The following is a 23,950-nucleotide window of genomic DNA, read 5'->3' as shown; positions in this document are numbered from 1 at the left end:
TAAAATTACTATTTTATTTTTTTTAAACTTAAAAAAACAAAAAACTTATTCTGTTCCTTTTGGGCTACTTTTAACCAATACCATTTTTTCTGTTTCCTTTTGTACCATCATACCATAAAACTGTTTAAACTGGTCGTAATCACTAGCAATTACAAAAGAACGATTAAGTTTAAAACTCACTTTTAATACAACCATATTAGCAGATACGGAGGATAGATAACTAAACTCTCCTTCTTCACCATTAAATCTTACTTTAGTACTTTTAGGCAAAGTTTCTACCTCATAACCATCAGGTAACATGATAGAAACATTATAATTATAAGTATTTGGATACGTAAAATCTAACGGATAATCTCGTGTTTCTTGTTTAAAACTATTTTCTGTAGTTGCATAAAATAACATTGGAGAAATGTAAAACTGATTTCCAATGGATTCCACTGCATTTTCTAATGCATAAGTATATGAATATTGAATACTTGGATTGCCTAAATCGTCTTCATTTTTTACAACATAATCAGAAATCTCTATTTCTCCTTTGTCTTTTTCTAAACCTCGTAAACGTTCATCGTCTCCCATATTACTATACTTGGCTCGAAAAGACATGGCTTCTGAATTTTTTAGTTGAACAAACACACGACCGTCAATACTAAAATCTGGATTTATTTTATATTGAAGCGTGTAATTCTCTTCACCAGACACTGGATTCATTAAATCTATCCATGCAGAACTTCCATGTTCGCGTACAATACGTCCTTGCCAATTGATAGCTCGAGAAGGCAGTACATTTGGCATAGAATAACGATCTGAAGCATCTAAAAGGATAATACCGTTTGTTATTTCAACTGCCGAAATAACATAATTAAATCCGTTTCGTGTTGGATATAAAGGGATACCATTACTTTTTGTACTAATAAGTACTGGATTTGCATTCAAACCCGCATAACGCAACATGGCTGTTAACATTAAATTAATGTCTCCTACGTTCCCTGAACCTTCGTTATATGCTTTTTTAACACCATTCTCTGCATAATGGCCTAAAAACTCATTCCAAGCGACTTTCGATTTTACAAAATTGTAGATTAAAGAAATACGTTCTGTATTATCGCTAACATTTACAAGAAGTGCATCAATATCTTTTTCAAAATAACCTGTTTTAGATAATTGACCCCCAAAACTACTATTATCGTAAATTGTTTTAATCACACTTTCCCAGTCTGTAGAATATTTTTTAACAGATCGATCTGGACCATTGTACATGGCATATTCCCATTTAATAGTTGCACGATATACATCCATATTATCTACATATGGTTCTTCTTTCAATGCAGGAACATCTTCTAAATCTACTTTATATTCAGTTTCTTTAAATTCCCATTTAGAATTCTCAAAACTTGTTTTCGTATTCGAGAAACCTCCGCCTCCAGAACGTTGACTAGAAGTAAGGTTTTCTACTCTATTTCTTTCGCTTTCGGTAATTCTTACAGCATATTTTGCTTTAGGATTTAAATATTTATTAAAGTAAAAATATTCAGGAATACGGGCATTAAACTCTAATTTTTTAACAGGTATATCGTACTGCAAATCTATATCGTCTACAGCGATGAAAGGAGATTCTTTTCTGTATTTAAATTCCACAATGCAACCATCTGTAATGTTTGGCATGGTGAATTTAAGTTGCCCCCAATATTGATTTGTTTCTTCTTTAAAAACATTGTCTTTATCTAGTTTATCTTTTTCAATTTTACCATCCTTAAGATAATAAGTATATCCTTTTAACTCTGACAAATCTTCTACATTAGAAGTACCATTATCGTAAAAAGGAACAATTTCTGTTGCCCAATCTACACCTTCTTTATCATAAATTTTTATTCGTTTATGAACCTCTTTAACCACTATGAAACCTTCGTTATCTGTATATTGAAAATGGACTTCTTCTTTTACAAACAAAATAGTGGCATGTGCTTCTGAATCTTTAGGGTTTGATGTTTCTAAAAGTTCTTTTTTTGAAATTTTACCGAATTTATAGTCTTGTGCATAGGTATAAGAGACTATTAGTAAACATAGTAGGCTGAATACTTTTTTCATTAATTTGAGTATTTAGTTAGTCGTTTTAGTTTGTAGTACAACTTTAGAATTATCGTACTTTGAAATAGAAACCCAGAAGTCTCTATAGGCTTTATAATCTTCTTTAGGATAGGTTCCTTTTTCAAGTTTCAATTTTCGTTTATAACGTAATTTTCCATCTCCTAAATCTTCTATCGATATGGCATAAGAGCCAAATTTAGTTTCAATTGAAATTGGAGGTTGTAACGCTTCTACTTGCAACCCTTTTTCTAAATGAAACACATACTCATCTTGATCTAAAAAACCTCTATCTATTTCTACAGACATAGTTCGTTTAGAATAACGTGGTGGAATATGTGATAGTTTATTAAAAATATTGGGTACTAGAAGCAATCTATTTCCTGTTTTTGACGCATACAATTTAGCCGATACTTTTACGTTTTCTGTAAAAACGACTTCGTTTTTATCATTTGTAAATTGAAATGACTCTACAACCAAATCATTTACATTATCCCACATGTTTTTAAACCTTAGTTTTTGGTCTTTTTCAGGGTCTTCTTCTAAACCATCACTACCTCGGTATTGTGAACCATAAGATTTCATTTCTACCTGACTGGAAAAACCTCCTTTTAAATTTAAATTGATTTCTGCAGATGTTGCTAATACATTCTCTGAGGTTTCGTAAACTGTAGTGTGTATAATTTTACCGCCTTCTGGTGTAATAACTAAGGCATCTCTATCGTCTGTAAAGTTAGCAACGTAACCAAATGGTGTTTTTTGGCTTGTACACTCTAGCCAAATGTAATTGTCTCCATTAGGAATGGTTAACACAGCATGATTTCCTTCGGTTGCTGAAAATTCACGATCAAAATTTCTAATATTTTTTCCGCCATAAATCACGGCATAATACGATGGCACACCAACCACATCTAACAATGCTTTTGTGTAATTGGAAAGCCCTTTACAATCGCCGTAACTTAAACGATCCACATCTTCTGCTAACATAGGTTTCCATCCGCCAATACCCACTTGAACACTTATATATCGCGTTTTTACTTGAAGATATTCGTACACAATTTTAGCTTTCTCGATATCTGAAGATGCATCTTTGGTAAGTGCCTTTATTTCAGTTTTCACAGATTCCGGAAGTGTTCTTGTATCTACTAATAAATTATTATACATCCATTTTCCAAAATCATTCCAACTGGTGTTTACACCTTGTATTCCTTTCATATCGAAAGTTTGCATTGCTACTTTTACACGTGGTGCATAGGCATGAAATTCTGGACTTAAAGCTTCGGGTTTTATTGCTAATAAATCTTCTGCTACATAATGGTAATCTCCTACTTTCTTGATATTATAATCTTCCAAATGTTCTTCCTTAACTGCTAAAGGAATATCTGTTTCGTTAAAAATTTGATAAGAGGATTTTTTTACGCCTGTATAATGCCCTTCTAAGGGAGACCAACTAGGAATAAATGCGGTCATTTTATGTTCTACCTCAGAGATATAATCAATAGTATACGGGTAATCTATAGCTGCATATTTTAAATACTTTACTCTATTATCATTATAGATAGAAATACCATCTACAGCAGCAACATCCAGAAAATCTTTTTCTTTATAACGTTTAATCTTTTCGCCTTTGGCATTGTAAACTGTAGCTTCTAATGTTTTTATTTTAGTTGTCTCATCATAATACTCGTAGGCCTGACCTTTAGAGTCGCCTGTTTCGTTATAAATAGTTACTGTACGATGAGATTTTACAAGCATTTTATTGTAAGCTTGAATGTGAATTTCTACTTCATTAGTTTTCACTAATGCATTCGCATTCTTTCCAATAGTTGCTTTTTCGAGAATATTAGAACTAAAATTTGTTTGGGCAAATACGTTCGTTGTTAGGCATAAAATAAATATACCCAAATAGGATTTTAAATACATCATTAGGTTAAGTTGGCTCACTAAATTTAACATAAATTTATGTTAAACAAAATTAAAAACTCAACAATTACTCTTTATTCTTGGTATCTATAATTAAAGTTACAGGGCCATCGTTTAAGAGCTCAACTTTCATATCCGCACCAAACCTTCCTGTTTGAACCTTATTGTCTAAATCTTTCTCTAATTGAGTTACAAATGCATTATATAAAGGGATAGAAACATCCGGTTTTGCGGCTTTAATATAACTTGGTCTATTTCCTTTTTTTGTAGCTGCGTGAAGTGTAAACTGGCTAACGACTATAGCTTCTCCTTTTGCATCAAGAATAGACGTATTCATAACACCATTTTCATCTTCAAAAATACGGAGATTTGCTATTTTTTTAGACAACCATAAAATGTCTTCTTGAGTATCATTGTTTACAATACCTAAAAGAATTAAAAGCCCCTGTTGTATTTTAGCAACACACTCTCCTTCAATAGTTACACTTGCTTTTGATACGCGTTGAATGACTACTTTCATAAAAAAAAGGTCTTAGTCTTTATCCCAAATATCTGTACGATAATGTTCGTCTTCGCCTTCTATAATTTGTACGTAACTTCTGTAACGTGAAAAAGCAATTTCATCACGATCTAAAGCCGCTTTTACAGCACATTTAGGCTCTTCAATATGGAGACAATTATTAAACTTACAATCTTGTTTTAAGGCGAAAAATTCAGGAAAATAATCTCCTATTTCTTCTTTTTCCATATCTACAACTCCAAAGCCTTTAATACCTGGAGTGTCTATAATTCTGGCATCGAAACTTAGGTCGAACATTTCGGCAAAAGTTGTTGTATGTTGCCCTTGCATATGCTGACTAGAAATGGCTTTTGTCTTTAAATCTAAAGTAGGCTCTAAGGCGTTTACTAACGTCGATTTTCCTACCCCAGAATGTCCAGCAAACATGCTCACTTTTCCTAGCATTAAATTTTTTACTTTATCAATATTTTTACCAGTTTCGGCAGAAATACCGATACATTCGTAACCTATTGCTCTGTAAATTGAAGCTAAATAACGTACTTCTAGAATCGTATCCGCATCATACACATCAATCTTATTAAAAAGTAAAACTGTTTTAATAGAATATGCTTCGGCAGTAACCAAAAAACGATCTATAAAACTGGTAAGTGTTGGTGGATTATTAATGGTAATTAACAAAAAAACCTGATCTATATTAGCTGCAATAATGTGCGTTTGCTTAGATAAATTTACAGATTTACGAACAATATAATTCTTTCTATCGTGAATATGGTGTATAACTCCCGTAGTGACATTATCAAGAGTTTCTACTTCAAAATCGACTATGTCTCCAACAGCAATTGGGTTGGTACTTTTAATACCTTTAAGTCTGAATTTACCTTTTATTCGGCAGTCGTAAATATCACCTGTATGTGATTTTACGGTGTACCAGCTTCCTGTTGATTTATATACTGTTCCTGTCATAATTATCGTCAAAAGTAAAGTAAAAAAATAAATTTAGGTCTAACCAGAATATTTATATTAGCTTTTTTAATTTAAAAACCCATTAAGATGATTAAAAAGCTACTTTTTATCACACTGTTTTTCATTGGCTTGAATGAAATTAATGCTCAAGTAGAATACAAAATAATTACCTCTATAGAATCTATTGTACCTAATGGACTAGGGAGATCAAGACTAATTTCATCTGAAGAAGAAAGAGACTTTGAAAATTATACAACAAAACAAACAGAAGAAGATAATAACAGAAATAAATCTAAAAGAAGTGACTTACGCGTTAAAAATTATGAAGAAACTAAACTTCTAAATTTTTATAATATTGGAGGTATTCGTTTTCAAAATATTGCATCAAACGATGTTTTAGTGAGTTCTAAAATAAACACTATGACAGCAGCTGGCTGGGAATTAGCTTTTGTTACAAGTGCTGTAGAAAGTGATTCTGGAACAAATGATGGCCAAGGTATATTTATAACCCGATATATCTTTAAACGAACAAAATAAATAAAACAAAAGGCTCATAAATATGAGCCTTTTGTTTTATTATAAAATTTATTTCTTGATGATTTTTTCTTGATGATTGATAGATTCTTGGTGAATCGCTTTAAACATCTTTAAGATAAATTCTTCACTTAAACCATGATCTTGACCTTCTAAAACCATAGCTCCTAAAATCTCGTTCCAACGTTTACTTTGTAAAATAGATACGTTTTTCTGACGTTTTAAAGTCCCAATACCATCTACAACATTCATACGTTTTCCTAAAAGCTCAATGATTTGATGATCAATTACATCTATATTTGCTCTTAAATTATTTAATGCATTATTATATTCTGCTTCTTGATCTGTCTCTTTTCTAATTTTAAGATCTTTCATAATCTGAACTAAAACAGAAGGTGTAACTTGCTGAGCAGCATCACTCCAAGCATTTTCAGGATCGAAATGTGTTTCAATCATTAATCCATCAAAGTTTAAATCTAAAGCTTTTTGAGATACATCAAAAATCATATCACGTTTCCCTGTAATATGAGAAGGATCGTTAATTATTGGTAAATCAGGAAATTTAGATTGTAATTCAATAGCTAATTGCCATTCTGGATTATTTCTATATTTTGTTTTCTCGTAAGTTGAAAACCCTCTATGAATAACTCCTAATTTCTTGATATTTGCAGTTGCCAAACGCTCTACTGCCCCAAGCCACAATGCTAAATCTGGGTTTACTGGATTTTTTATCAATACAATTTTATCTGTACCTTCTAAAGCATCTGCAATTTCTTGTACAATAAACGGACTAACCGTAGAACGTGCTCCAATCCATAATAAATCTACATCATGTTCTAAAGCTAACTTTACGTGTGCAGCATTTGCAACTTCTGTAGCTGTTTTCATTCCGGTTTCAGCCTTAACACGTTGTAACCATTTTAAGCCTAAAGCACCAACACCTTCAAACATTCCTGGTCTAGTTCTTGGTTTCCAAATTCCCGCTCTAAAATAACTTACATCGGTATCTTTTAACTCGTGTGCAATTTTTAATACTTGTTCTTCTGTTTCTGCACTACAAGGACCTGCAATTACTAAAGGGTGATCTAATTGTAAATCGTCTAACCAGGTTCTTAATTCTTTCTTGTTTTCCATAATGTTACTACTGTTTAAGCAATTCCTTTTAAAATATCTTTAATTCGATTTGTATTTTTCATCTCATCAAAAATAGCCTCAAAGTCATCCTGTTCTAATAAAATTTTAAATTGATTAAGGTTATTTATATACTCGTCTAACGTCTCTATTACGTTTGTTTTGTTTTGTTTAAAAATGGCTGTCCACATATTTGGTGAACTCTTAGCCAAACGCACCGTAGAAGCAAATCCACTTCCTGCCATATCAAATATATCGCGTTCATTACGTTCTTTATCTATAACTGTTTTTCCTAACATAAAGGAGCTAATATGCGACAAATGAGATACATAAGCAATATGTTTATCATGAGATTCTGGATTCATATAACGAATACGCATTCCTAAATCTGAAAACACCGTTAAAGCACGTTCTTGAAGCTTAAATGCTGTTTGCTCTACTTCGCAAATAATGTTTGTTTTATTTTTAAACAAATCGTTAATCGCTGCTTCAGGTCCAGAAAACTCTGTTCCTGCAATAGGGTGACATGCTAAATAATTTCTTCTGTTAATGTGGTGTTCAACTTTAGTACAAATATCTAATTTTGTTGACCCCACATCTATCACTAAAGTATCGTCTGAAACTAAATCTAAAATCTCTGGAAGTAAATTTACAGATACATCTACAGGGATTGATAAGATTACAAGATCTGCATTCTTAACAGCATTTATGTCTCCTTTCTCATCAATGAGTCCAGTAACTAAAGCTTGATTAATATGATCTTCATTTTTATCTACACCTATTATTTTTGTGTCTGGATGAACCTTTTTAAGGTCCTTAACAATACTTCCTCCTATTAAACCAATACCTATTACTACAATGTTGTTCATAAATATTTAGTTTTTAATACGATTAATAGACTCTTGTAAATCTTCTTCTGAAGCGCATAATGAAAAGCGAATATATCCTTTCCCTTGAGTTCCAAAAATGATTCCTGGTGTGATAAATATAGATTTATCATATAGTATTTTATCAATAAATGCTTCTGCATCTACACCTACTGGTAATTTAGACCACACAAACAATCCCGATGTTGTTTTATCGTAGGTACACCCCAATAAATCTGCAAGTTGCCAGACCAATTCACGTCGTTTTTGATAAGCTATATTCAAATTTTCAAACCATTCGCCTGTACTTTTTAAAGCTTCAATAGCACCTTTCTGAATACCGTAAAACATTCCGGAATCCATATTACTTTTCACTTTTAGAATAGCACTAATATGTTCCGCACTCCCTAAAACCATACCTACACGCCAACCGGCCATATTAAAGGTTTTACTTAACGAATTTAATTCTACACATACGTCTTTTGCTCCAGGAACGCTTAAAATACTTTTAGGGTTGTTGTTTAAAACAAAACTATACGGATTATCATTTACAATTAAAATATGATTACGTTTTGCAAAAGCTACCAAATCTTCATATAATTCTTCTGTAGCATTTGCTCCTGTTGGCATATGCGGATAGTTAATCCACATCAATTTCACTTTACTTAAGTCTCTTTGTTCTAAAGCTGCTAAATTGGGTAACCAACCATTAGTTTCATCTAAATCGTAAGTTACAGCATAAGCTTCAACTAATTTTGTAACCGACGCATAGGTTGGGTATCCTGGATTAGGAATTAAAACCTCATCGCCTGGATTTAAAAATGCCATAGAAATATGAAGAATACCTTCTTTACTTCCCATTAAAGGCAAAATTTCTGACGCAGGATTTACATCGACATGAAATTGTGATTTATAAAAACCACACATTGCTTCACGTAATTCTGGCAAGCCCTGATAACTTTGATATTGGTGTACATTTGGTTGTTTAAAACTTTCCGTGATAGCTTCTACTACACGTTGTGGTGGCATTAAATCTGGACTTCCTATTCCTAGATTTATAATCGGTTTCCCACTCGCTTTTAAAGCATTTACTTCTCTTAATTTTTTAGAAAAGTAATATTCTTCTACCGTTTGTAACCTGTTTGCTACAGTAATCATAATTTTGCATTTTTATATTCGCCAAGTACTTTAAATTCTTTTGCCATGATGTTTAAAATGGCTTTTGCTTTTTCGAAATTTTTATATTTCACAAAAGTTACATCTACAAAAAAGGCATATTTCCAAGGCGTTTCTATTTTTGGTAGTGATTGAATTTTTGTTAAACTCATTCTACAATCACTTAATACATTTAATACACTTGCTAAACTTCCGCGTTTGTGTTCTAACTCAAATCGTAAAGACGCTTTATTAATATCACATTCATCAATAACAGAATTCTGTGTTTTTACTATCACAAAACGTGTTTCATTTTCCTTTATGGTTTGTATACTTTTTGCTAAAATTTCTAAATTAAAAATTTCGGCAGCAATTTTACTAGCCACAGCAGCAACACCTTGTAACTTTTTTGAATTGATACGGTCTGCAGTTTCGGCAGTATCCTTATCTTCAATAAGTTTAATATGCGGATAATCTTTAAAAAATTCCTTACACTGTAATAAAGCCATTGGGTGAGAATGTACTTCTTTAATGCCTTCTATGGTCTGACCAGGAAAAGCCATTAAATTGTGCTGAATATCTAAATAATACTCCCCAATAACATGAAGGTTATACTTATCAATCAATGCATAATTAGGTAAAATTGAACCCGCTATAGAATTCTCTAATGCCATTACCGCTACATCACTTTTTTTATTAATAAGGTTATCGACTACCGTATCGAAAGACATACATTCATCGATTTCCACATCGCTATCAAAATATGTTTTTGCAACAATATGATGGAATGACCCCTTTATACCTTGAATTGAAACTGTTTTTACCATATATAAAAAAAGTCTCGATTTTCATCGAGACTTTATATTAAAATTTATATTTATAAATTACACATACAATGCCTCGTTCCTTCTGCTAAAAAAGAAATAGAAAAAATTAAAATATGTGAAACTTGTATTTTGCATGTATTGCTTTTCGTTGGCACTAAAGTAATTAATAATTTTACATTACAAAACGTTTCATTTATTTATTTTAAATTCTCTTTAAAGTTTTAAAGATTTCAAGGTAATTCTTAAAATAAATTATATAATGTTTACTTTTGAACAAACTATTACAAAATGTCAATAAAGGTAGAACAGCTAACTAAAGTGTATGGCACACAAAAAGCTTTAGATAATATAACTTTTTCTGTAGGAAAACCCGAAATAGTTGGTTTTCTAGGTCCTAACGGAGCAGGAAAATCTACAATGATGAAAATTTTAACCACTTATATAGATGCTTCATCTGGTGACGCTGAGGTAAATGGGTTTAATATTCGCAGACAATCTAATCAAGTACAACAAAGTGTAGGATATCTTCCAGAACATAATCCGTTATATTTAGATATGTATGTAAAAGAGTATTTAACTTTTAATGCAGACATTTATAAAGTTTCAAAACAACGTATTGCTGAAGTAATAGAACTTACCGGATTAACTCCAGAAGTACACAAAAAAATTGGTCAATTATCTAAAGGATATCGCCAACGTGTTGGTTTAGCCAATGCTTTACTACACGATCCTGAAGTTTTAATTTTAGACGAACCTACTACAGGTCTCGATCCAAACCAATTAGTATCTATTCGTGAATTAATAAAGAGCATAGGAAAAACAAAAACCGTATTTCTTTCTACACATATTATGCAAGAAGTTGAAGCGATGTGCGATCGTGTGATTATTATTAACAAAGGGCAGATTGTTGCAGATAAAACCTTAAAAGATTTACATACAGGAAATGCTCAAGTTATTGTAGTAGAATTTGATTTTCGTGTAGAAGATGCTTTTTTACTTCGCCTAGCACATGTAACAGCTGTAAAAAATGTTTACGATTTTGTTTATGAAATTACCTTCTCTACTACTGAAGATATGCGCCCGAAAGTCTTTGATTTCGCACATGATAATGAATTGAAAATTCTCCAATTAAATAAGAAAAATGAAAGCTTAGAAGAGTTATTTAGAGACTTAACACAAGATTAATTAATCTTCAAATAGTAATTCGCCTTTATATAACACATCAACATCTACAATTTCTGGTCTATTCTTAGCTATTAAATCTCCAGTACTTACAAGTTCTCCGGTTAAGGATTCTAGTGGATTTACAATAATATCGTTACTACCTCTATGGTAAACATATACTGTATTTGCGATTAAATCTGCTCCTTCAAAACGACCTGATCCGGCATAAAAACCAACACTTAAATCGTTAGCTTCTCCAGAAATATAAAATACAGAAATATTATTAGAAACTACTTTCAACTCTTCAACATCTAATTCTAACCTAAAATCACCAACATTAAAACTTTCAGAATCATTAAAATCTTCAGATAGCAGTTCTAATTTATCAAAAGTTAGTACCCCCTCAGAATTTACTTCAAACTGAGTAGAACTTCTAATTTGTTCAAGGTTTGGTGTTGTAATTGTAATTTTTGTAGGATCGTAATCTCTAACTATATTACACGTATTATTATCTGTTAGCTGCAATTCCCCATCGACAACTTCAACCACAATATCGTTCATTAAGTTTTCACCTGTCTCAATATACGCTTTTAAATCATCTCCCTGTATTATGGTTAATTCTATATTTCTATTTACCAAAACACCACTAAAAGCATCAATAGCTATCGTTCTTGAAATGGTTTTCCCTGAAGTTTGAAAGCAATCGTTAGCACTTTCGCTATCGCATGCCCATAGAACAAGTACTACTAGTAAGGTTATTATTTTTTTCATCTTTTACAATCGTATTCCTACTCCAAATTCAACACATTCTGCTTTTGCTCCGTGCGATTTTAGAGTAATTGCACCAAACCATTTTTCTCCAAAATAGCGTTTTAAACCTATTCTTAAATACATTCTCCCTTCAAAATCGTAAGGATAATACACATAATATCCCACTTGTGTTTCTACAGACAGTTTATTTATAAATAACTCATGTCCTGCAAATAAACCAACACGTTTGTAATCTGTATCTGGATCTATATTTTCTTCAGGAAAAGCAACTGCATTGTACGCGATTAAATCATCTAAGAATTTTGAAAAGAAAAAATCTGTACCAAACTGCACGGCACTTTTCCTAGACAAACGTTTATCTGCATAGGCAGAAAGGACATAAAAAGCAGATTGCCCCATGCCAATTATATCGCTTTCATTAAAACCGCCACGAAATACAATATTGTATTTTATAGGTTCTGTGAATTTTTCTCTAACTCCTAAATGTATAAATTCAGGATCTTCTTTATCTAAATTATAAGTTACACCAACATTAAAAGCAACGGTATTTATACTTGCGTTTGGCGCTACTACATTGGCGTTAGAATAGTGAATAAGCGATAATCCTGCTTGAAGTCCAAAACGGTCAAAAATACGTTCGCGTTTATAATTTAACATGATATACGTACTACTTAAAATAGTAGATCCAAAAGCCGTATTTTTATAATTATCGTATTTATCGTATGGATTCGTGTTATAAGCCAAACCTTGACCAATACGCAACATTAAATTACGTTTTAAGAAATAAAAATTATAATGTGCGTATAGCGCATAGTTATTTCCTAGAGTTTCATTTTTTAAATTCTGATACGAAAAAGACACACCATAATCTGGATAATTAAAGTCTTCTTGCCATTCTTGATCGCCAAACGTTTTCTTATTCCAGCTTATAATTGTGCCTTCGGGATGCCCTTTTATTAGATGTAAAATATAATTATTATGGAGCGCAATATTACCTCGAAAATAATTTACATCTATATATGATGATGAATGTAATGTTTCTTGTGAAAACACTATAGATGACACCACAAGACATAGAAAAAGAAATAGTTGCTTCATAAATTTAAATAAGCCGCAAAAGTAACAGAATTCTTAAAATATAGCTGAAGCAATAGCCTTTATATTATCACTTTTCCCCATTGAATAATAGTGTAAAAAAGGGACACCAGCTGCTTTTAATTCTTTAGACTGCTGAATAGCGAACTCTATTCCGACTTCTCTAACCGCTTTATTATCCTTACAAGCCTCAACAGCATCAATTAAATCTTCGGGTAAATCTATTTTAAAAACCTGAGGTAAAATTTGTAAATGACGTTTTACTGCCAAGGGTTTAATACCTGGAATAATAGGTACAGTAATACCTATTGCACGTGCTTTTTTTACAAAATCGAAATATTTCTGATTATCGAAAAACATTTGTGTCACCACATAATCTGCACCAGCATCAACCTTTGCCTTTAAACGTTTTAAGTCTGTATTTAGAGAAGGGGCTTCCATATGTTTTTCTGGATAACCTGCAACACCAACACAGAAATCGTAATTATGCTCTACTTGAATATCGTCGTGAAGATATTTACCTTTATTTAAGTTTGAAATTTGTCCGACCAATTCGCTAGCAAAATGATTTCCACCTTCTGTGGCTTTAAAATACGATTCGTCCTTACGGGCATCTCCACGTAACGCCACAACATTCTCGATACCTAAATAGTGACAATCGACTAAAACATACTCGGTTTCTTCTTTTGTAAAACCACCACAAAGTAAATGCGGAATAGCATCTACCTTATATTTATGCATAATTGAAGCACAAATACCAACAGTACCTGGACGCATACGGGTAATGCGTTTATCTAGAAGTCCGTTACCTTTATCTACGTAAACATACTCTTCTCTAGAGGTTGTTACATCTATAAATGGCGGCTTAAACTCCATTAATGGATCTATATTATTATATAAATCTTGAATATTTTTACCTTTTTGAGGCGGAATAACTTCAAATGAAAATAATGTTTTTCCGTTGGCCTGTTTTATATGATCTGTAACTTTCATTATTTAGTCAATACCTTTTTAATCGTTTTATAGTCGTCTTGATATTCCCAATATACAAGTCTTCCATTGGAGTAATCTGTTAAAATAAATGTTTCACTAACTGATTTTATTCGTGAAACGGCTACTAATTTCTTTGTAAACTCGCTAGCCTCTACACGCTCGCTTATTTCTTTGTTTTGAGCATCGAAACCATGAATAATAACATGGCTACCCAAATGTAATTCAATAAATTTCTTACTCATAACTATTATAAATTTAATCGGCCAATGTCGGACTTAACCATTTTTCGGCTACTTCGTTACTAACTCCACGACGCTTCGCATAGTCTACCAATTGGTCTTGTGTAATTTTTCCTAAACCAAAATATTTAGCTTCTTTGTTTGCAAAATAATACCCACTGACACTCGCAGCTGGCCACATGGCTAAACTGTCTGTAATCTCTACACCAATTTCTTCTTTCACATTTAAAAGTTTCCAAATGGTTTTCTTTTCTAAATGATCTGGACAAGCTGGATATCCTGGAGCTGGACGAACCCCTTTATACGTTTCTTTAATTAAATCTTCATTTGAAAGAGTTTCATTAGAATCATACCCCCAATGATTAATTCTTATTTCTTTATGAAGATATTCTGCAAAAGCTTCTGCTAAACGATCGGCAAGTGCTTTAATCATAATAGAATTATAATCGTCATGATCGGCTTCAAATTGTTTTGCTAATTCAGCTGTACCAAAACCTGTGCTTACACAGAAACACCCCATATAATCCTCTATTCCTGTATCTTTTGGAGCAATAAAATCTGCTAAGGCAAAATTAGGAACACCTTCTCGCTTATCTAATTGCTGACGTAGTGTTAAAAACGTAACTTTAGTTTTCCCGTTCTCATCATAAATTTCAATATCATCATCATTCACAGTGTTTGCAGGAAATAATCCAAAAATAGCTTTTGCTCCCAATAATTTCTCATCAAAAACACGTTTTAATAATTCTTTTGCATCGGCGAATAATTCTTTCGCTTGTTCGCCTACAACCTCATCGGTTAAAATATCTGGATATTTTCCATGTAAATCCCAACTTCTAAAAAACGGACTCCAGTCTATAAATTTCTCTAACTTTTTAAGGTCAAAATCTTGAATCACTTGAACCCCTAATTGATTTGGTTTTACAATTTCAGACGTATTCCAATCGATTTTAAATTTACGCTTTCTAGCATCTTCAATCGTGACGAAGTTTTTCTTTTTACCACGCTTTAAGAATTGCTCCCGGAATTTTTCGTATTCCTCACGAATCTGTTCTTTATATACTTTATTATCGGCATTTAATAAATTACCTACTACGGTAACAGCTCTTGAAGCATCATTTACATGTACAACAGCATGTGTGTAATTTGGTGCAATTTTCACTGCAGAGTGTGCTCTAGATGTTGTTGCTCCTCCAATTAGTAACGGAATCGTAAACTTTTGTCGTTCCATTTCTTTAGACAAGTATACCATTTCATCTAAAGACGGCGTGATTAATCCACTTAAACCAATAACATCTACATTTTCAGCTTTTGCTCTTTCTATAATTTTTTCTGGCGGTACCATTACACCTAAATCAACAATCTCGTAATTGTTACATCCAAGTACCACGCTCACAATATTTTTACCAATATCGTGTACATCTCCTTTTACTGTTGCCATTAAAATTTTACCTGCAAACTCTTGTTTTCCGTCTTTCTCTGCTTCAATGAATGGTTGAAGATAGGCTACGGCTTTTTTCATGACACGTGCCGATTTTACGACCTGAGGTAAGAACATTTTTCCGCTTCCAAATAAATCTCCGACCACATTCATTCCAATCATTAAATGCCCTTCAATAACTTCTATTGGTCGTTTAGATTCTTGTCGCGCCTGCTCAACATCTTCAATAATAAAAGCATCTACACCTTTAACCAAAGCATGAGTAATTCTCTCCTGAAGTTCATAACTACGCCATTCTAAGACCTTCGCTTCATCAACTTTCTTATCTCCTTTTACGGTTTCTGCAAAATCTAATAAACGTTCTGTTGCATCCTCTTTACGATTAAACAACACGTCTTCTACATGTTCTAAAAGATCTTTCGGAATCTCGTCATAAACCTCCAACATGGTTGGATTTACAATACCAATATTCAAACCATGTTTAATAGCATGATATAAAAATGCTGAATTTATAGCTTCACGGACAACATTATTTCCTCGAAAAGAAAACGACACATTACTAACACCTCCAGAAACATTGACATAAGGTAAATTTTCTCGAATCCATTTTGTGGCATTAAAGAAATCTAATGCATTTAAACGGTGTTCTTCCATCCCTGTTGCAACAGGAAAAATATTAGGATCGAAAATAATATCTTGAGGAGGGAAACCTACTTTATCGACCAAAATATCGTAAGAGCGCTTACAAATATCTATTCTACGCTGATACGTATCGGCCTGACCATCTTCATCGAACGCCATAACAACCATAGCTGCACCATAACGTTTTACTAATTTAGCATGGTGTATAAAAGCTTCTTCTCCTTCTTTTAAACTGATAGAATTTACTACTGATTTACCTTGAACCACCTGAAGACCAGCTTCTATAATATCCCATTTAGAGCTATCTATCATGATTGGCACTCGGGCAATATCCGGTTCTGAGGCAATTAGATTTAGGAATTTTACCATGGCTTCTGCACCATCTAGCATGCCTTCATCCATATTCACATCGATAATTTGCGCGCCACCTTCGACTTGATCTCTGGCAACATCTAACGCTTCATCGAATTTTTCTTCTTTTATTAACCGTAAGAATTTTCTAGAACCTGTAACATTGGTTCGTTCCCCTACATTTATAAAATTACTTTCTGGAGTTACAATTAACGGTTCTAACCCTGATAAACTTAAATACTTAGGTTTGTTATTTTTTGACATGCTGTTTCTTTCTTTTCAATTTCCAACTAAGCCCTAACAACTACTTGTCTTGGTTTATACTTTGCAGCAACCTCTGCAATTAATTTTATATGTTCTGGCGTTGTACCACAACAACCACCAATAATATTGATAATATTTGCTTTTAAATACCCTTCTATTAACTCTTGCATTTGTTCTGCAGTTTGGTCATATTCTCCAAAAGCATTTGGTAATCCTGCATTAGGGTGTGCCGATGTAAAAAACTCTGTTTCGTTAGATAAACGGCTTAAGTAAGGTTGTAATTGATCTGCACCTAAAGCACAATTAAATCCGACACTTAATAAAGGAATATGAGAGATTGACAATAAAAAGGCTTCGACTGTTTGACCTGATAATGTTCGTCCCGATGCATCTGTAATGGTTCCAGAAACCATAATAGGAATCTTAATACCACGTTCTTCCTGAACTTGATCGATTGCGAATAAAGCCGCTTTTGCATTAAGTGTGTCGAAAATTGTTTCAACTAAGAGCATGTCTACACCTCCATCAAGCAAAGCTTCTGTTTGTTGTTTATATGCTTGTCTTAACTCTTCAAAAGTAACTGCGCGATATTCCGGACGATTAACATCTGGAGACAAGCTCGCCGTACGGTTTGTTGGACCTATACTACCTGCAACGAATCTTGGTTTATCAGGATTTTCTTTAGTCATTTCCTCAGCCACTTGTTTTGCAATTCTAGCCGATTCGAAATTAAGTTCGTACACTAAGTCTTCCATGTCGTAATCGGCCATAGCGATTGTTGTTCCAGAAAACGTGTTGGTTTCAACTATATCTGCTCCAGCTTCAAAATATTTACGATGAACATCTGCAATAGCTTGTGGTTGGGTTAACGACAACAAGTCGTTATTCCCTTTTAAAGGAGACGGATAATCTTTAAAGCGTTCGCCTCTAAAATCTTCTTCAGAAAAATTATAACGTTGCAACATGGTACCCATAGCGCCGTCTAGGACTAAAATACGTTGTTGTATGGCTTGATAAATATTTGACATGTTTGATCTTTTTATATCAATATGTCATCAGGAAAGAAAGAGATTTTTCTTGGGTTATCTGCCCCTTTGAAAATGGTTCATCGAGTAGAATGTAGCACCTTCTTTAAGTGTGGTAAAGGGTTGCTAAGGCTTCACCGGGTCTATTCCCTCTGCCTTTCGTGATAACAAATCAATATGATTATGAACTAAGCTACAAAGTAAAGTAATAAATTTTTATTTACCGCATATATGTAGCAATTATTATGCTAATTCTCGAATAATGGGGAGGATAAATAACGATCTCCGCGATCGCAAATTATAGCCACGACAATACCCGAATCTAAATTTTCTATAATTTTTAAGGCACTTGCTACTGAACCTCCACTACTCATTCCTGCAAAGACACCTTCTTCTTTAGCCAAGCGTTGTGTTATTGTTTTAGCTTCTTGCTCTGTAACTTCAACCACTTGATCAACTTTGGTTTTATCGAAAATTGCTGGAAGATATGCTTCTGGCCATTTACGAATACCTGGTATTTTTGCATTATCGGCAGGTTGAGCACCGACAATTGTAATATTTTTATTTTTTTCTTTAAGAAAAGTAGACACGCCCATTATGGTTCCTGTTGTTCCCATAGCAGATACAAAATGTGTTATTTCACCTTCTGTAGCCTCCCAAATTTCTGGACCTGTGGTTTTATAATGTGCTTTCCAATTATCTGGGTTCGAAAATTGATTTAACATAAAGTATCCCTTCTCATCGCGTAATTTTATAGCATAATCACGAGCACCTTCAATACCAACTTCTTTCGAAGTTAAAATTAATTCTGCACCATAAGCACGCATGGTTTTAATACGTTCTTCTGTTGAATTTTCCGGCATTACAAGCACCATATTTACCCCCAATAAAGGGGCTATAAAAGCTAAAGCAATTCCTGTATTACCACTTGTTGCTTCAACTAAAGTATCTCCTTTTTTAATATCTCCACGTTTTAGCGCCTCACTTATCATATTAAAAGCAGCTCTATCTTTCACACTTCCGCCAGGGTTATTTCCTTCTAGCTTAACTAACAGTTTAACTTTAGGGTTTTTGTGTAAATGCGTAACCTCAACTAAAGGAGTATTACCTATTTGGTCTAAAATACTTTCAGTTTTAATCATTTTTTCGAGGTCTAATATTAAACTCTTTTTGATATGTTAAAATAGATCCTTGCGGCACTGATACCGTTACACAAACATTGGCACCAATAATACTATCTGCACCTATTACGACATCGCCTCCTAAAATAGTTGCATTAGCATAGATAATAACATTGTCTTCAATGGTTGGATGACGTTTTGTAGCCGACAAACTTTTTTTAACCTGAACACCTCCCAAGGTTACCCCTTGATAGATTTTTACGTTATTTTTAATTATTGATGTTTCTCCAATTACAATTCCTGTGGCGTGATCTATAAAAAAAGAATCGCCAATATGTGCTCCTGGATGAATATCTGTACCGGTAATACCATGTGCATATTCACTCATCATTCTTGGAATGATAGGTACATTTAGAATATTTAATTCATGACTTAAACGATAAATAGCAATCGCATAAAAACCCGGATAAGCTAAATACACTTCTTCTAAACTTTTAGCAGCAGGATCGTGTTGCTCTATCGCTATAGCATCCAAATCTATACGACGTCTAATGCTTGGCAAATTAAACTTAAACGTTTCCCAAATTTTAAAAGCATCTTCTATCTTTAATTTTCCACTCATGTACATGAACAGATTTTCTAATTCTTGTAATTCTGAAGCAGGCTCATCGTCAAACATTACATAAAATAAATTTTTAGTAAATGTTGCAATCGATTCTTTTAGTCTGACATTATATGTTTTTGAAACTAGTTTATCTTGTAATTTTGTATCTTCAATCATAAGAAACGTCTTATTATTTTTAATAATAGTCGGGAAAATTTCAACTAATTTACAGTCTATTTCACAAAACGACTAATTAAAAAATAAGATATTTATACAATGGCTTTCACAACAGCTTTTGGTGCTTCTTTACGTGTACCGTCAAAACCATCAATACCACTTACGGTTGTGTATTTTAACACATATTTTTTACCCGGATTAATAATTTTATAAGCAGACTGACACATTAAAGTTGCTTCGTGAAAACCACAAAGAATTAACTTTAATTTCCCTGGATATGTATTCACATCTCCAATAGCATAAATTCCAGGAATGTTTGTTTGATAATCTAATGCATTATCTACTTTAATAGCATTCTTTTCGATTTCTAATCCCCAATTTCCGATTGGTCCTAATTTTGGAGATAAACCAAATAATGGAATAAAGAAATCTGTATCTATTTGAAACTCTTCTTCTCCTTTTTTAACCGTTACACCTTCAATATGATTTTCTCCAGAAACGCCTACAACTTCTGAAGGTGTTACTAAATTGATTTTTCCTAAAAGTTTTAATTCTTGAACTTTCTCTACAGAATCTAAAGCCCCACGGAATTCGTTACGTCTATGAATAAGTGTGACTTCTGAAGCGACTTCTGCCAAAAAGATACTCCAATCTAGAGCAGAGTCTCCTCCTCCTGAAATCACAACACGTTTATTTCTATATTTTTCTGGATCTTTAATAAAATAATCTACACCGTGATCTTCGTATTTAGTAATATTTTCAATCAATGGTTTTCTAGGCTCAAAAGACCCTAAACCTCCAGCAATAGCAACTACCGGTGCTTGGTGTTTTGTTCCCTTATTAGTGGTAACAATAAACGATCCGTCTTCTTGCTTTTCTATTGTTTCAGCACGTTCACCCAAAGTAAATCCAGGTTCAAACTGTCGTCCTTGCTCTAATAAGTTTTTCGTTAAATCTCCAGCTAAAACTTCAGGAAATCCAGGAATATCGTATATCGGTTTTTTAGGATAAAGTTCTGAACATTGCCCACCAGCTTGTGGTAAAGCATCAATTAAATGACATTTTAATTTTAATAATCCTGCTTCAAATACAGTGAATAATCCTGTTGGTCCTGCTCCTATTATTAGTATATCTGTTTGTATCATTCTAAATAATTTTACTGAAATGCGATTTATTATTTTTCTAAAACGCCGATTTTAACTCGTTTAATTCTATTTTAATTCTGTCTAATTTGGTATGTTCTCTTACCACTTCACCTATAACAATAATTGCAGGCGAACTCAATCTGTGTTCTAAAACAACATTTTGAATAGAACGTATAGTTCCTATCCCTATTTTCTCGTTGGCATAAGTTCCGTTTTGTATAATTGCTATTGGAAGATCTTGCTTATTTTCGTTTGAAAACAATTGAACGATTTCCGATAATTTACTCATCCCCATTAAGATTACAATAGTTGCAGACGATTTCGCAGCTAAAGCAATATCGCTAGAGATTTCATGATTTTTGGTTGTTCCTGTAATTACCCAAAAACTCTCGGACACCCCCCGTTTGGTTAACGGAATACCTTGACTTGTTGGTACTGCTAAAGCAGATGACATACCAGGAATTACATCTACTTTAAGGTTTTTTGATTTTGCATAATCAATTTCTTCTGCTCCTCTACCAAAAACAAAAGGGTCTCCACCTTTAAGACGAACCACATGACCAAAGCTTTTTGCACGTTGCACAATAAGCTCATTAATTTGTTCTTGTTGATATGCATAACATCCTTTTCGTTTCCCAACAAAAACAACTTCTGTAGTAGACGAAGCATATTTAAGTAAGTCTACATTTATAAGTGCATCATACAAGATAACCTGTGCAGATTCTATCGCTTTAATTGCTTTAAGAGATATTAAATCTGGATCTCCAGGCCCCGCACCTACTACCGTTAATTTTGGTATGTTGTTAGTTTTTTGCATTGACTAATTCGCGTGATCTAAAAACGTCTATGGTGTTAAAGAAAGCTTTGGTTTGGTTAACATATGTGGTTGCAAATGCTTTTGTAGGTTCGTTTTTATTAATCTGATAAACGAAATCTGAAAAACTAGTATTAGTTTCTAATGTAATTTTATTAGTCTCGATAAATGTTTGGTCAAACAAATTAATAATGTTTGCCTGAGAATTAGTTTTTACATCTTCAGACAATAATAATGCTTTAGCGGCATTTACATTTGCTGTATATGCCAAGTAAATAGCATCTGCCCATTTATCTGTCGTTTCGAAAATGTCTTCTGCTCTATCTAATTTTTCTTTAGCTTCAAATAATAAAGTTGCCACTAAATCGATAACAACTCCAGCACATTCCCCAACACCAACTTCTTGCTTATATTCTTCACTTGTTCCCCAGTCTATAAAATCGCTTGGCACTAAATTTTCAGTATCCGATAAGGTTACCAAGAAATTGTAGAAATATTTTTGTCCGTCACGACGATCGTAGTACTCTAAAAATGTTTCTCCCGGATTTCCATGAGCTTCAAAATCGTCTAAAATTAAACGTAAAGCTTGCGGTCCTCTTTTAGATGGTAATTTGATTACTTTATCTGAGAAGCGTCCTTCCCCATTACCTAAAACACCTCCACCTAATAAAACTTGTACTGCAGGAGCAACTAATTTTTCTTTGGTACGAATAGACATCCCCTGAAAACCAATGTGTGCCATGTTGTGTTGCCCACAAGCATTCATACATCCACTAATTTTAATAGCGATATCTTGGTTGTTAATATATTGCGGATATTCTGAATATAGTACTTTCTCTAACTCATCTGCCATTCCTGTACTACTTGCAATACCTAAGTTACAAGTATCTGTTCCTGGACAAGCCGTAATATCTGTTGTGGCATTGTAACCCGTTTCAACAAAATCTAGAGCTTTTAATTCTTGATAGAAAAATGGCAACAATTCCTCTTTTACATGACGAATTAAAATATTTTGTCTTAAAGAAAAACGTAATTCATCGGCTGCATAATCTTTTATTAAAGCAGCTAATTTTCTAGCTTTATCTGTATAAAAATCGCCTAACTTAATCTTTATTCCAATCGCATATAATCCGTCTTGTTTCTGAGAAATCACATTTAAGGCTCTCCAGCTATTGTATGCGTTTTCATCTTCAATCTGCACTTGCGGCACAGCAACATCTGCAATGTTTATAGTCTCATTATTAGCTTCAATATGCACTTCTTGATTAGATAACGCTTTTTGTTCAGCTTCAACTAATTCTATGAATTTTTCTACCCCGTATTCTTTTATTAAGAATTTCATACGTGCTTTCATACGCCTAGCACGTTCACCATGACGATCGAAAATACGCAATACACTTTCTATTAAAGGAATGACTTTGTATGTCGGTAAGAATTCGTAAATTAAATCTGCACTTCTTGGCTGAGATCCTAAACCTCCTCCTAGCATAACTTTAAATCCACGTTCACCATCTTTAATCTTTGGAATAAATCCTAAATCGTGAATGTAACTTAACGCCGTATCAGCATCAGAAGAAGAAAAAGACATTTTAAATTTACGTCCCATTTCTTGACAAATTGGATTACGTAAACAAAATTGAAACACAGCATGTGCATAAGGGGTTACATCAAAAGGTTCATTAACATCGATCCCCGCAGTTTCACTAGCTGTTACATTTCTTACTGTATTACCACAAGCTTCACGTAACGTAATATCGTCTTGCTCTAATTGCGACCATAATTCTGGCGTATCATCAATACTTACGTAGTGAATTTGAACATCCTGACGTGTTGTAATATGTAATCGTCCTGTAGAAAAACGATCGGAAACATCAGAAATTCTTAATAATTGATTTGATGTTACTTTTCCGTAAGGCAGTTTTATACGAATCATTTGTACGCCTTCTTGACGCTGACCGTAAATACCACGTGCTAAACGTAAGCTTCTAAAACTTTCGTCTGCGAGGTGACCTTCTTTGAATAATCGAATTTTCTTTTCTAATTCGATGATATCCTTTTCTACTATAGGGTTTTCTATTTCTGATCTAAAACTTTGCATGATTT

At 33.2% G+C, this 23,950-nt stretch carries 21 protein-coding genes and 1 riboswitch; of the genes, 2 read left to right on the top strand and 19 right to left on the bottom strand.

What is annotated here, in order from left to right; genetic code table 11:
• Positions 1–45: 45 nt before the first annotated feature.
• The 4 genes from Q1B05_RS02505 to rsgA form a co-directional block, all read right to left on the bottom strand.
• Positions 46–2,085, bottom strand: coding sequence for a DUF3857 domain-containing protein (locus tag Q1B05_RS02505; RefSeq protein WP_299777194.1), 2,040 nt, complete (start codon positions 2,083–2,085; stop codon positions 46–48).
• Between the two features lie 12 nt (positions 2,086–2,097).
• Entirely contained in the window at positions 2,098–4,008 is a 1,911-nt protein-coding gene (locus Q1B05_RS02500; protein WP_299777192.1) for a DUF3857 domain-containing protein, read from the bottom strand.
• A gap of 64 nt (positions 4,009–4,072) precedes the next feature.
• Positions 4,073–4,525, bottom strand: a complete 453-nt coding sequence (dtd, locus tag Q1B05_RS02495; RefSeq protein ID WP_299777190.1) for a D-aminoacyl-tRNA deacylase — start codon at positions 4,523–4,525, stop codon at positions 4,073–4,075.
• Positions 4,526–4,537: 12 nt separating this feature from the next.
• Positions 4,538–5,488 carry a ribosome small subunit-dependent GTPase A gene (rsgA, locus tag Q1B05_RS02490; protein ID WP_299777188.1) on the bottom strand — a complete coding sequence of 317 codons (951 nt, stop codon included), beginning with the start codon at positions 5,486–5,488 and terminating at the stop codon, positions 4,538–4,540.
• Positions 5,489–5,575: 87 nt separating this feature from the next.
• On the opposite strand from rsgA, the gene Q1B05_RS02485 reads away from it, so the two are divergent.
• Positions 5,576–6,025 (top strand): hypothetical protein, encoded by a 450-nt coding sequence (locus Q1B05_RS02485; protein WP_299777186.1) that lies wholly within the window; start codon positions 5,576–5,578, stop codon positions 6,023–6,025.
• A 48-nt stretch (positions 6,026–6,073) separates the two neighbouring features.
• Here Q1B05_RS02485 and Q1B05_RS02480 read toward each other — a convergent pair whose 3' ends face one another.
• Genes Q1B05_RS02480 through Q1B05_RS02465 form a run of 4 tightly spaced genes read right to left on the bottom strand, consistent with a single transcriptional unit; the run spans position 6,074 to position 10,001 of the window.
• Positions 6,074–7,156, bottom strand: coding sequence for a bifunctional 3-deoxy-7-phosphoheptulonate synthase/chorismate mutase type II (locus tag Q1B05_RS02480; protein WP_299777184.1), 1,083 nt, complete (start codon positions 7,154–7,156; stop codon positions 6,074–6,076).
• Positions 7,157–7,170: 14 nt separating this feature from the next.
• Positions 7,171–8,022: a prephenate dehydrogenase gene (locus Q1B05_RS02475; RefSeq protein ID WP_299777182.1), complete on the bottom strand. Its 852-nt coding sequence runs from the start codon at positions 8,020–8,022 to the stop codon at positions 7,171–7,173.
• 6 nt (positions 8,023–8,028) lie between these two features.
• Complete coding sequence (locus Q1B05_RS02470) at positions 8,029–9,177, bottom strand: aminotransferase class I/II-fold pyridoxal phosphate-dependent enzyme (protein WP_299777180.1); 1,149 nt, start codon at positions 9,175–9,177, stop codon at positions 8,029–8,031.
• The gene (locus Q1B05_RS02465) at positions 9,174–10,001 is read right to left on the bottom strand and encodes a prephenate dehydratase (protein WP_299777178.1); all 828 of its coding nucleotides are present in this window, start codon (positions 9,999–10,001) and stop codon (positions 9,174–9,176) included. The genes Q1B05_RS02470 and Q1B05_RS02465 overlap by 4 nt, the downstream gene beginning before the upstream one ends.
• 288 nt (positions 10,002–10,289) lie before the next feature.
• On the opposite strand from Q1B05_RS02465, the gene gldA reads away from it, so the two are divergent.
• Positions 10,290–11,186 carry a gliding motility-associated ABC transporter ATP-binding subunit GldA gene (gene gldA / locus Q1B05_RS02460; protein WP_299777176.1) on the top strand — a complete coding sequence of 299 codons (897 nt, stop codon included), beginning with the start codon at positions 10,290–10,292 and terminating at the stop codon, positions 11,184–11,186.
• Here the strand turns inward: gldA and Q1B05_RS02455 are convergent, their stop codons facing one another.
• From Q1B05_RS02455 to Q1B05_RS02405, 11 genes are all read right to left on the bottom strand, one after another.
• The gene (locus Q1B05_RS02455; protein ID WP_299777174.1) at positions 11,187–11,936 is read right to left on the bottom strand and encodes a head GIN domain-containing protein; all 750 of its coding nucleotides are present in this window, start codon (positions 11,934–11,936) and stop codon (positions 11,187–11,189) included.
• A gap of 3 nt (positions 11,937–11,939) precedes the next feature.
• The gene (locus Q1B05_RS02450; protein WP_299777172.1) at positions 11,940–13,034 is read right to left on the bottom strand and encodes an acyloxyacyl hydrolase; all 1,095 of its coding nucleotides are present in this window, start codon (positions 13,032–13,034) and stop codon (positions 11,940–11,942) included.
• Between the two features lie 33 nt (positions 13,035–13,067).
• On the bottom strand, positions 13,068–14,024 hold the full coding sequence (gene metF / locus Q1B05_RS02445) for a methylenetetrahydrofolate reductase [NAD(P)H] (RefSeq protein WP_299777170.1): 957 nt from the start codon (positions 14,022–14,024) through the stop codon (positions 13,068–13,070).
• Complete coding sequence (locus Q1B05_RS02440; RefSeq protein WP_299777168.1) at positions 14,024–14,266, bottom strand: hypothetical protein; 243 nt, start codon at positions 14,264–14,266, stop codon at positions 14,024–14,026. The genes metF and Q1B05_RS02440 overlap by 1 nt, the downstream gene beginning before the upstream one ends.
• A gap of 13 nt (positions 14,267–14,279) precedes the next feature.
• On the bottom strand, positions 14,280–16,961 hold the full coding sequence (gene metH / locus Q1B05_RS02435; RefSeq protein ID WP_299777166.1) for a methionine synthase: 2,682 nt from the start codon (positions 16,959–16,961) through the stop codon (positions 14,280–14,282).
• 26 nt (positions 16,962–16,987) lie between these two features.
• Positions 16,988–17,989: a homocysteine S-methyltransferase family protein gene (locus Q1B05_RS02430; protein ID WP_299777163.1), complete on the bottom strand. Its 1,002-nt coding sequence runs from the start codon at positions 17,987–17,989 to the stop codon at positions 16,988–16,990.
• Between the two features lie 51 nt (positions 17,990–18,040).
• A riboswitch (SAM riboswitch) is annotated at positions 18,041–18,157 on the bottom strand.
• Positions 18,158–18,234: 77 nt separating this feature from the next.
• Complete coding sequence (gene cysM / locus Q1B05_RS02425) at positions 18,235–19,125, bottom strand: cysteine synthase CysM (RefSeq protein ID WP_299777473.1); 891 nt, start codon at positions 19,123–19,125, stop codon at positions 18,235–18,237.
• Positions 19,121–19,888 carry a serine O-acetyltransferase EpsC gene (gene epsC, locus Q1B05_RS02420; protein ID WP_299777161.1) on the bottom strand — a complete coding sequence of 256 codons (768 nt, stop codon included), beginning with the start codon at positions 19,886–19,888 and terminating at the stop codon, positions 19,121–19,123. The genes cysM and epsC overlap by 5 nt, the downstream gene beginning before the upstream one ends.
• 92 nt (positions 19,889–19,980) lie before the next feature.
• On the bottom strand, positions 19,981–21,033 hold the full coding sequence (locus Q1B05_RS02415; RefSeq protein ID WP_299777159.1) for an NAD(P)/FAD-dependent oxidoreductase: 1,053 nt from the start codon (positions 21,031–21,033) through the stop codon (positions 19,981–19,983).
• 37 nt (positions 21,034–21,070) lie between these two features.
• A complete protein-coding gene (cobA, locus tag Q1B05_RS02410) occupies positions 21,071–21,850 on the bottom strand; it encodes a uroporphyrinogen-III C-methyltransferase (RefSeq protein WP_299777157.1) in 780 nt (259 codons plus the stop codon).
• Entirely contained in the window at positions 21,837–23,945 is a 2,109-nt protein-coding gene (locus Q1B05_RS02405) for a HEPN domain-containing protein (protein WP_299777155.1), read from the bottom strand. The genes cobA and Q1B05_RS02405 overlap by 14 nt, the downstream gene beginning before the upstream one ends.
• Positions 23,946–23,950: the final 5 nt, after the last annotated feature.

It is taken from the genome of uncultured Formosa sp. (genome assembly GCF_947500765.1).
In the GTDB taxonomy this organism is placed as follows: domain Bacteria; phylum Bacteroidota; class Bacteroidia; order Flavobacteriales; family Flavobacteriaceae; genus Formosa.
The sequence above is the reverse complement of the archived record's forward strand: the minus strand, read 5'-3'. Positions and strand labels throughout refer to the sequence as shown.

Bases quoted from the DNA above. Each gene is read 5' to 3' on its own strand.
- Q1B05_RS02505 (WP_299777194.1), bottom strand. From the start codon at position 2,085: ATGAAAAAAGTATTCAGCCTACTATGTTTACTAATAGTCTCTTATACC.
- Q1B05_RS02500 (WP_299777192.1), bottom strand. From the start codon at position 4,008: ATGATGTATTTAAAATCCTATTTGGGTATATTTATTTTATGCCTAACA.
- dtd (WP_299777190.1), bottom strand. From the start codon at position 4,525: ATGAAAGTAGTCATTCAACGCGTATCAAAAGCAAGTGTAACTATTGAA.
- rsgA (WP_299777188.1), bottom strand. From the start codon at position 5,488: ATGACAGGAACAGTATATAAATCAACAGGAAGCTGGTACACCGTAAAA.
- Q1B05_RS02485 (WP_299777186.1), top strand. From the start codon at position 5,576: ATGATTAAAAAGCTACTTTTTATCACACTGTTTTTCATTGGCTTGAAT.
- Q1B05_RS02480 (WP_299777184.1), bottom strand. From the start codon at position 7,156: ATGGAAAACAAGAAAGAATTAAGAACCTGGTTAGACGATTTACAATTA.
- Q1B05_RS02475 (WP_299777182.1), bottom strand. From the start codon at position 8,022: ATGAACAACATTGTAGTAATAGGTATTGGTTTAATAGGAGGAAGTATT.
- Q1B05_RS02470 (WP_299777180.1), bottom strand. From the start codon at position 9,177: ATGATTACTGTAGCAAACAGGTTACAAACGGTAGAAGAATATTACTTT.
- Q1B05_RS02465 (WP_299777178.1), bottom strand. From the start codon at position 10,001: ATGGTAAAAACAGTTTCAATTCAAGGTATAAAGGGGTCATTCCATCAT.
- gldA (WP_299777176.1), top strand. From the start codon at position 10,290: ATGTCAATAAAGGTAGAACAGCTAACTAAAGTGTATGGCACACAAAAA.
- Q1B05_RS02455 (WP_299777174.1), bottom strand. From the start codon at position 11,936: ATGAAAAAAATAATAACCTTACTAGTAGTACTTGTTCTATGGGCATGC.
- Q1B05_RS02450 (WP_299777172.1), bottom strand. From the start codon at position 13,034: ATGAAGCAACTATTTCTTTTTCTATGTCTTGTGGTGTCATCTATAGTG.
- metF (WP_299777170.1), bottom strand. From the start codon at position 14,024: ATGAAAGTTACAGATCATATAAAACAGGCCAACGGAAAAACATTATTT.
- Q1B05_RS02440 (WP_299777168.1), bottom strand. From the start codon at position 14,266: ATGAGTAAGAAATTTATTGAATTACATTTGGGTAGCCATGTTATTATT.
- metH (WP_299777166.1), bottom strand. From the start codon at position 16,961: ATGTCAAAAAATAACAAACCTAAGTATTTAAGTTTATCAGGGTTAGAA.
- Q1B05_RS02430 (WP_299777163.1), bottom strand. From the start codon at position 17,989: ATGTCAAATATTTATCAAGCCATACAACAACGTATTTTAGTCCTAGAC.
- epsC (WP_299777161.1), bottom strand. From the start codon at position 19,888: ATGATTGAAGATACAAAATTACAAGATAAACTAGTTTCAAAAACATAT.
- Q1B05_RS02415 (WP_299777159.1), bottom strand. From the start codon at position 21,033: ATGATACAAACAGATATACTAATAATAGGAGCAGGACCAACAGGATTA.
- cobA (WP_299777157.1), bottom strand. From the start codon at position 21,850: ATGCAAAAAACTAACAACATACCAAAATTAACGGTAGTAGGTGCGGGG.
- Q1B05_RS02405 (WP_299777155.1), bottom strand. From the start codon at position 23,945: ATGCAAAGTTTTAGATCAGAAATAGAAAACCCTATAGTAGAAAAGGAT.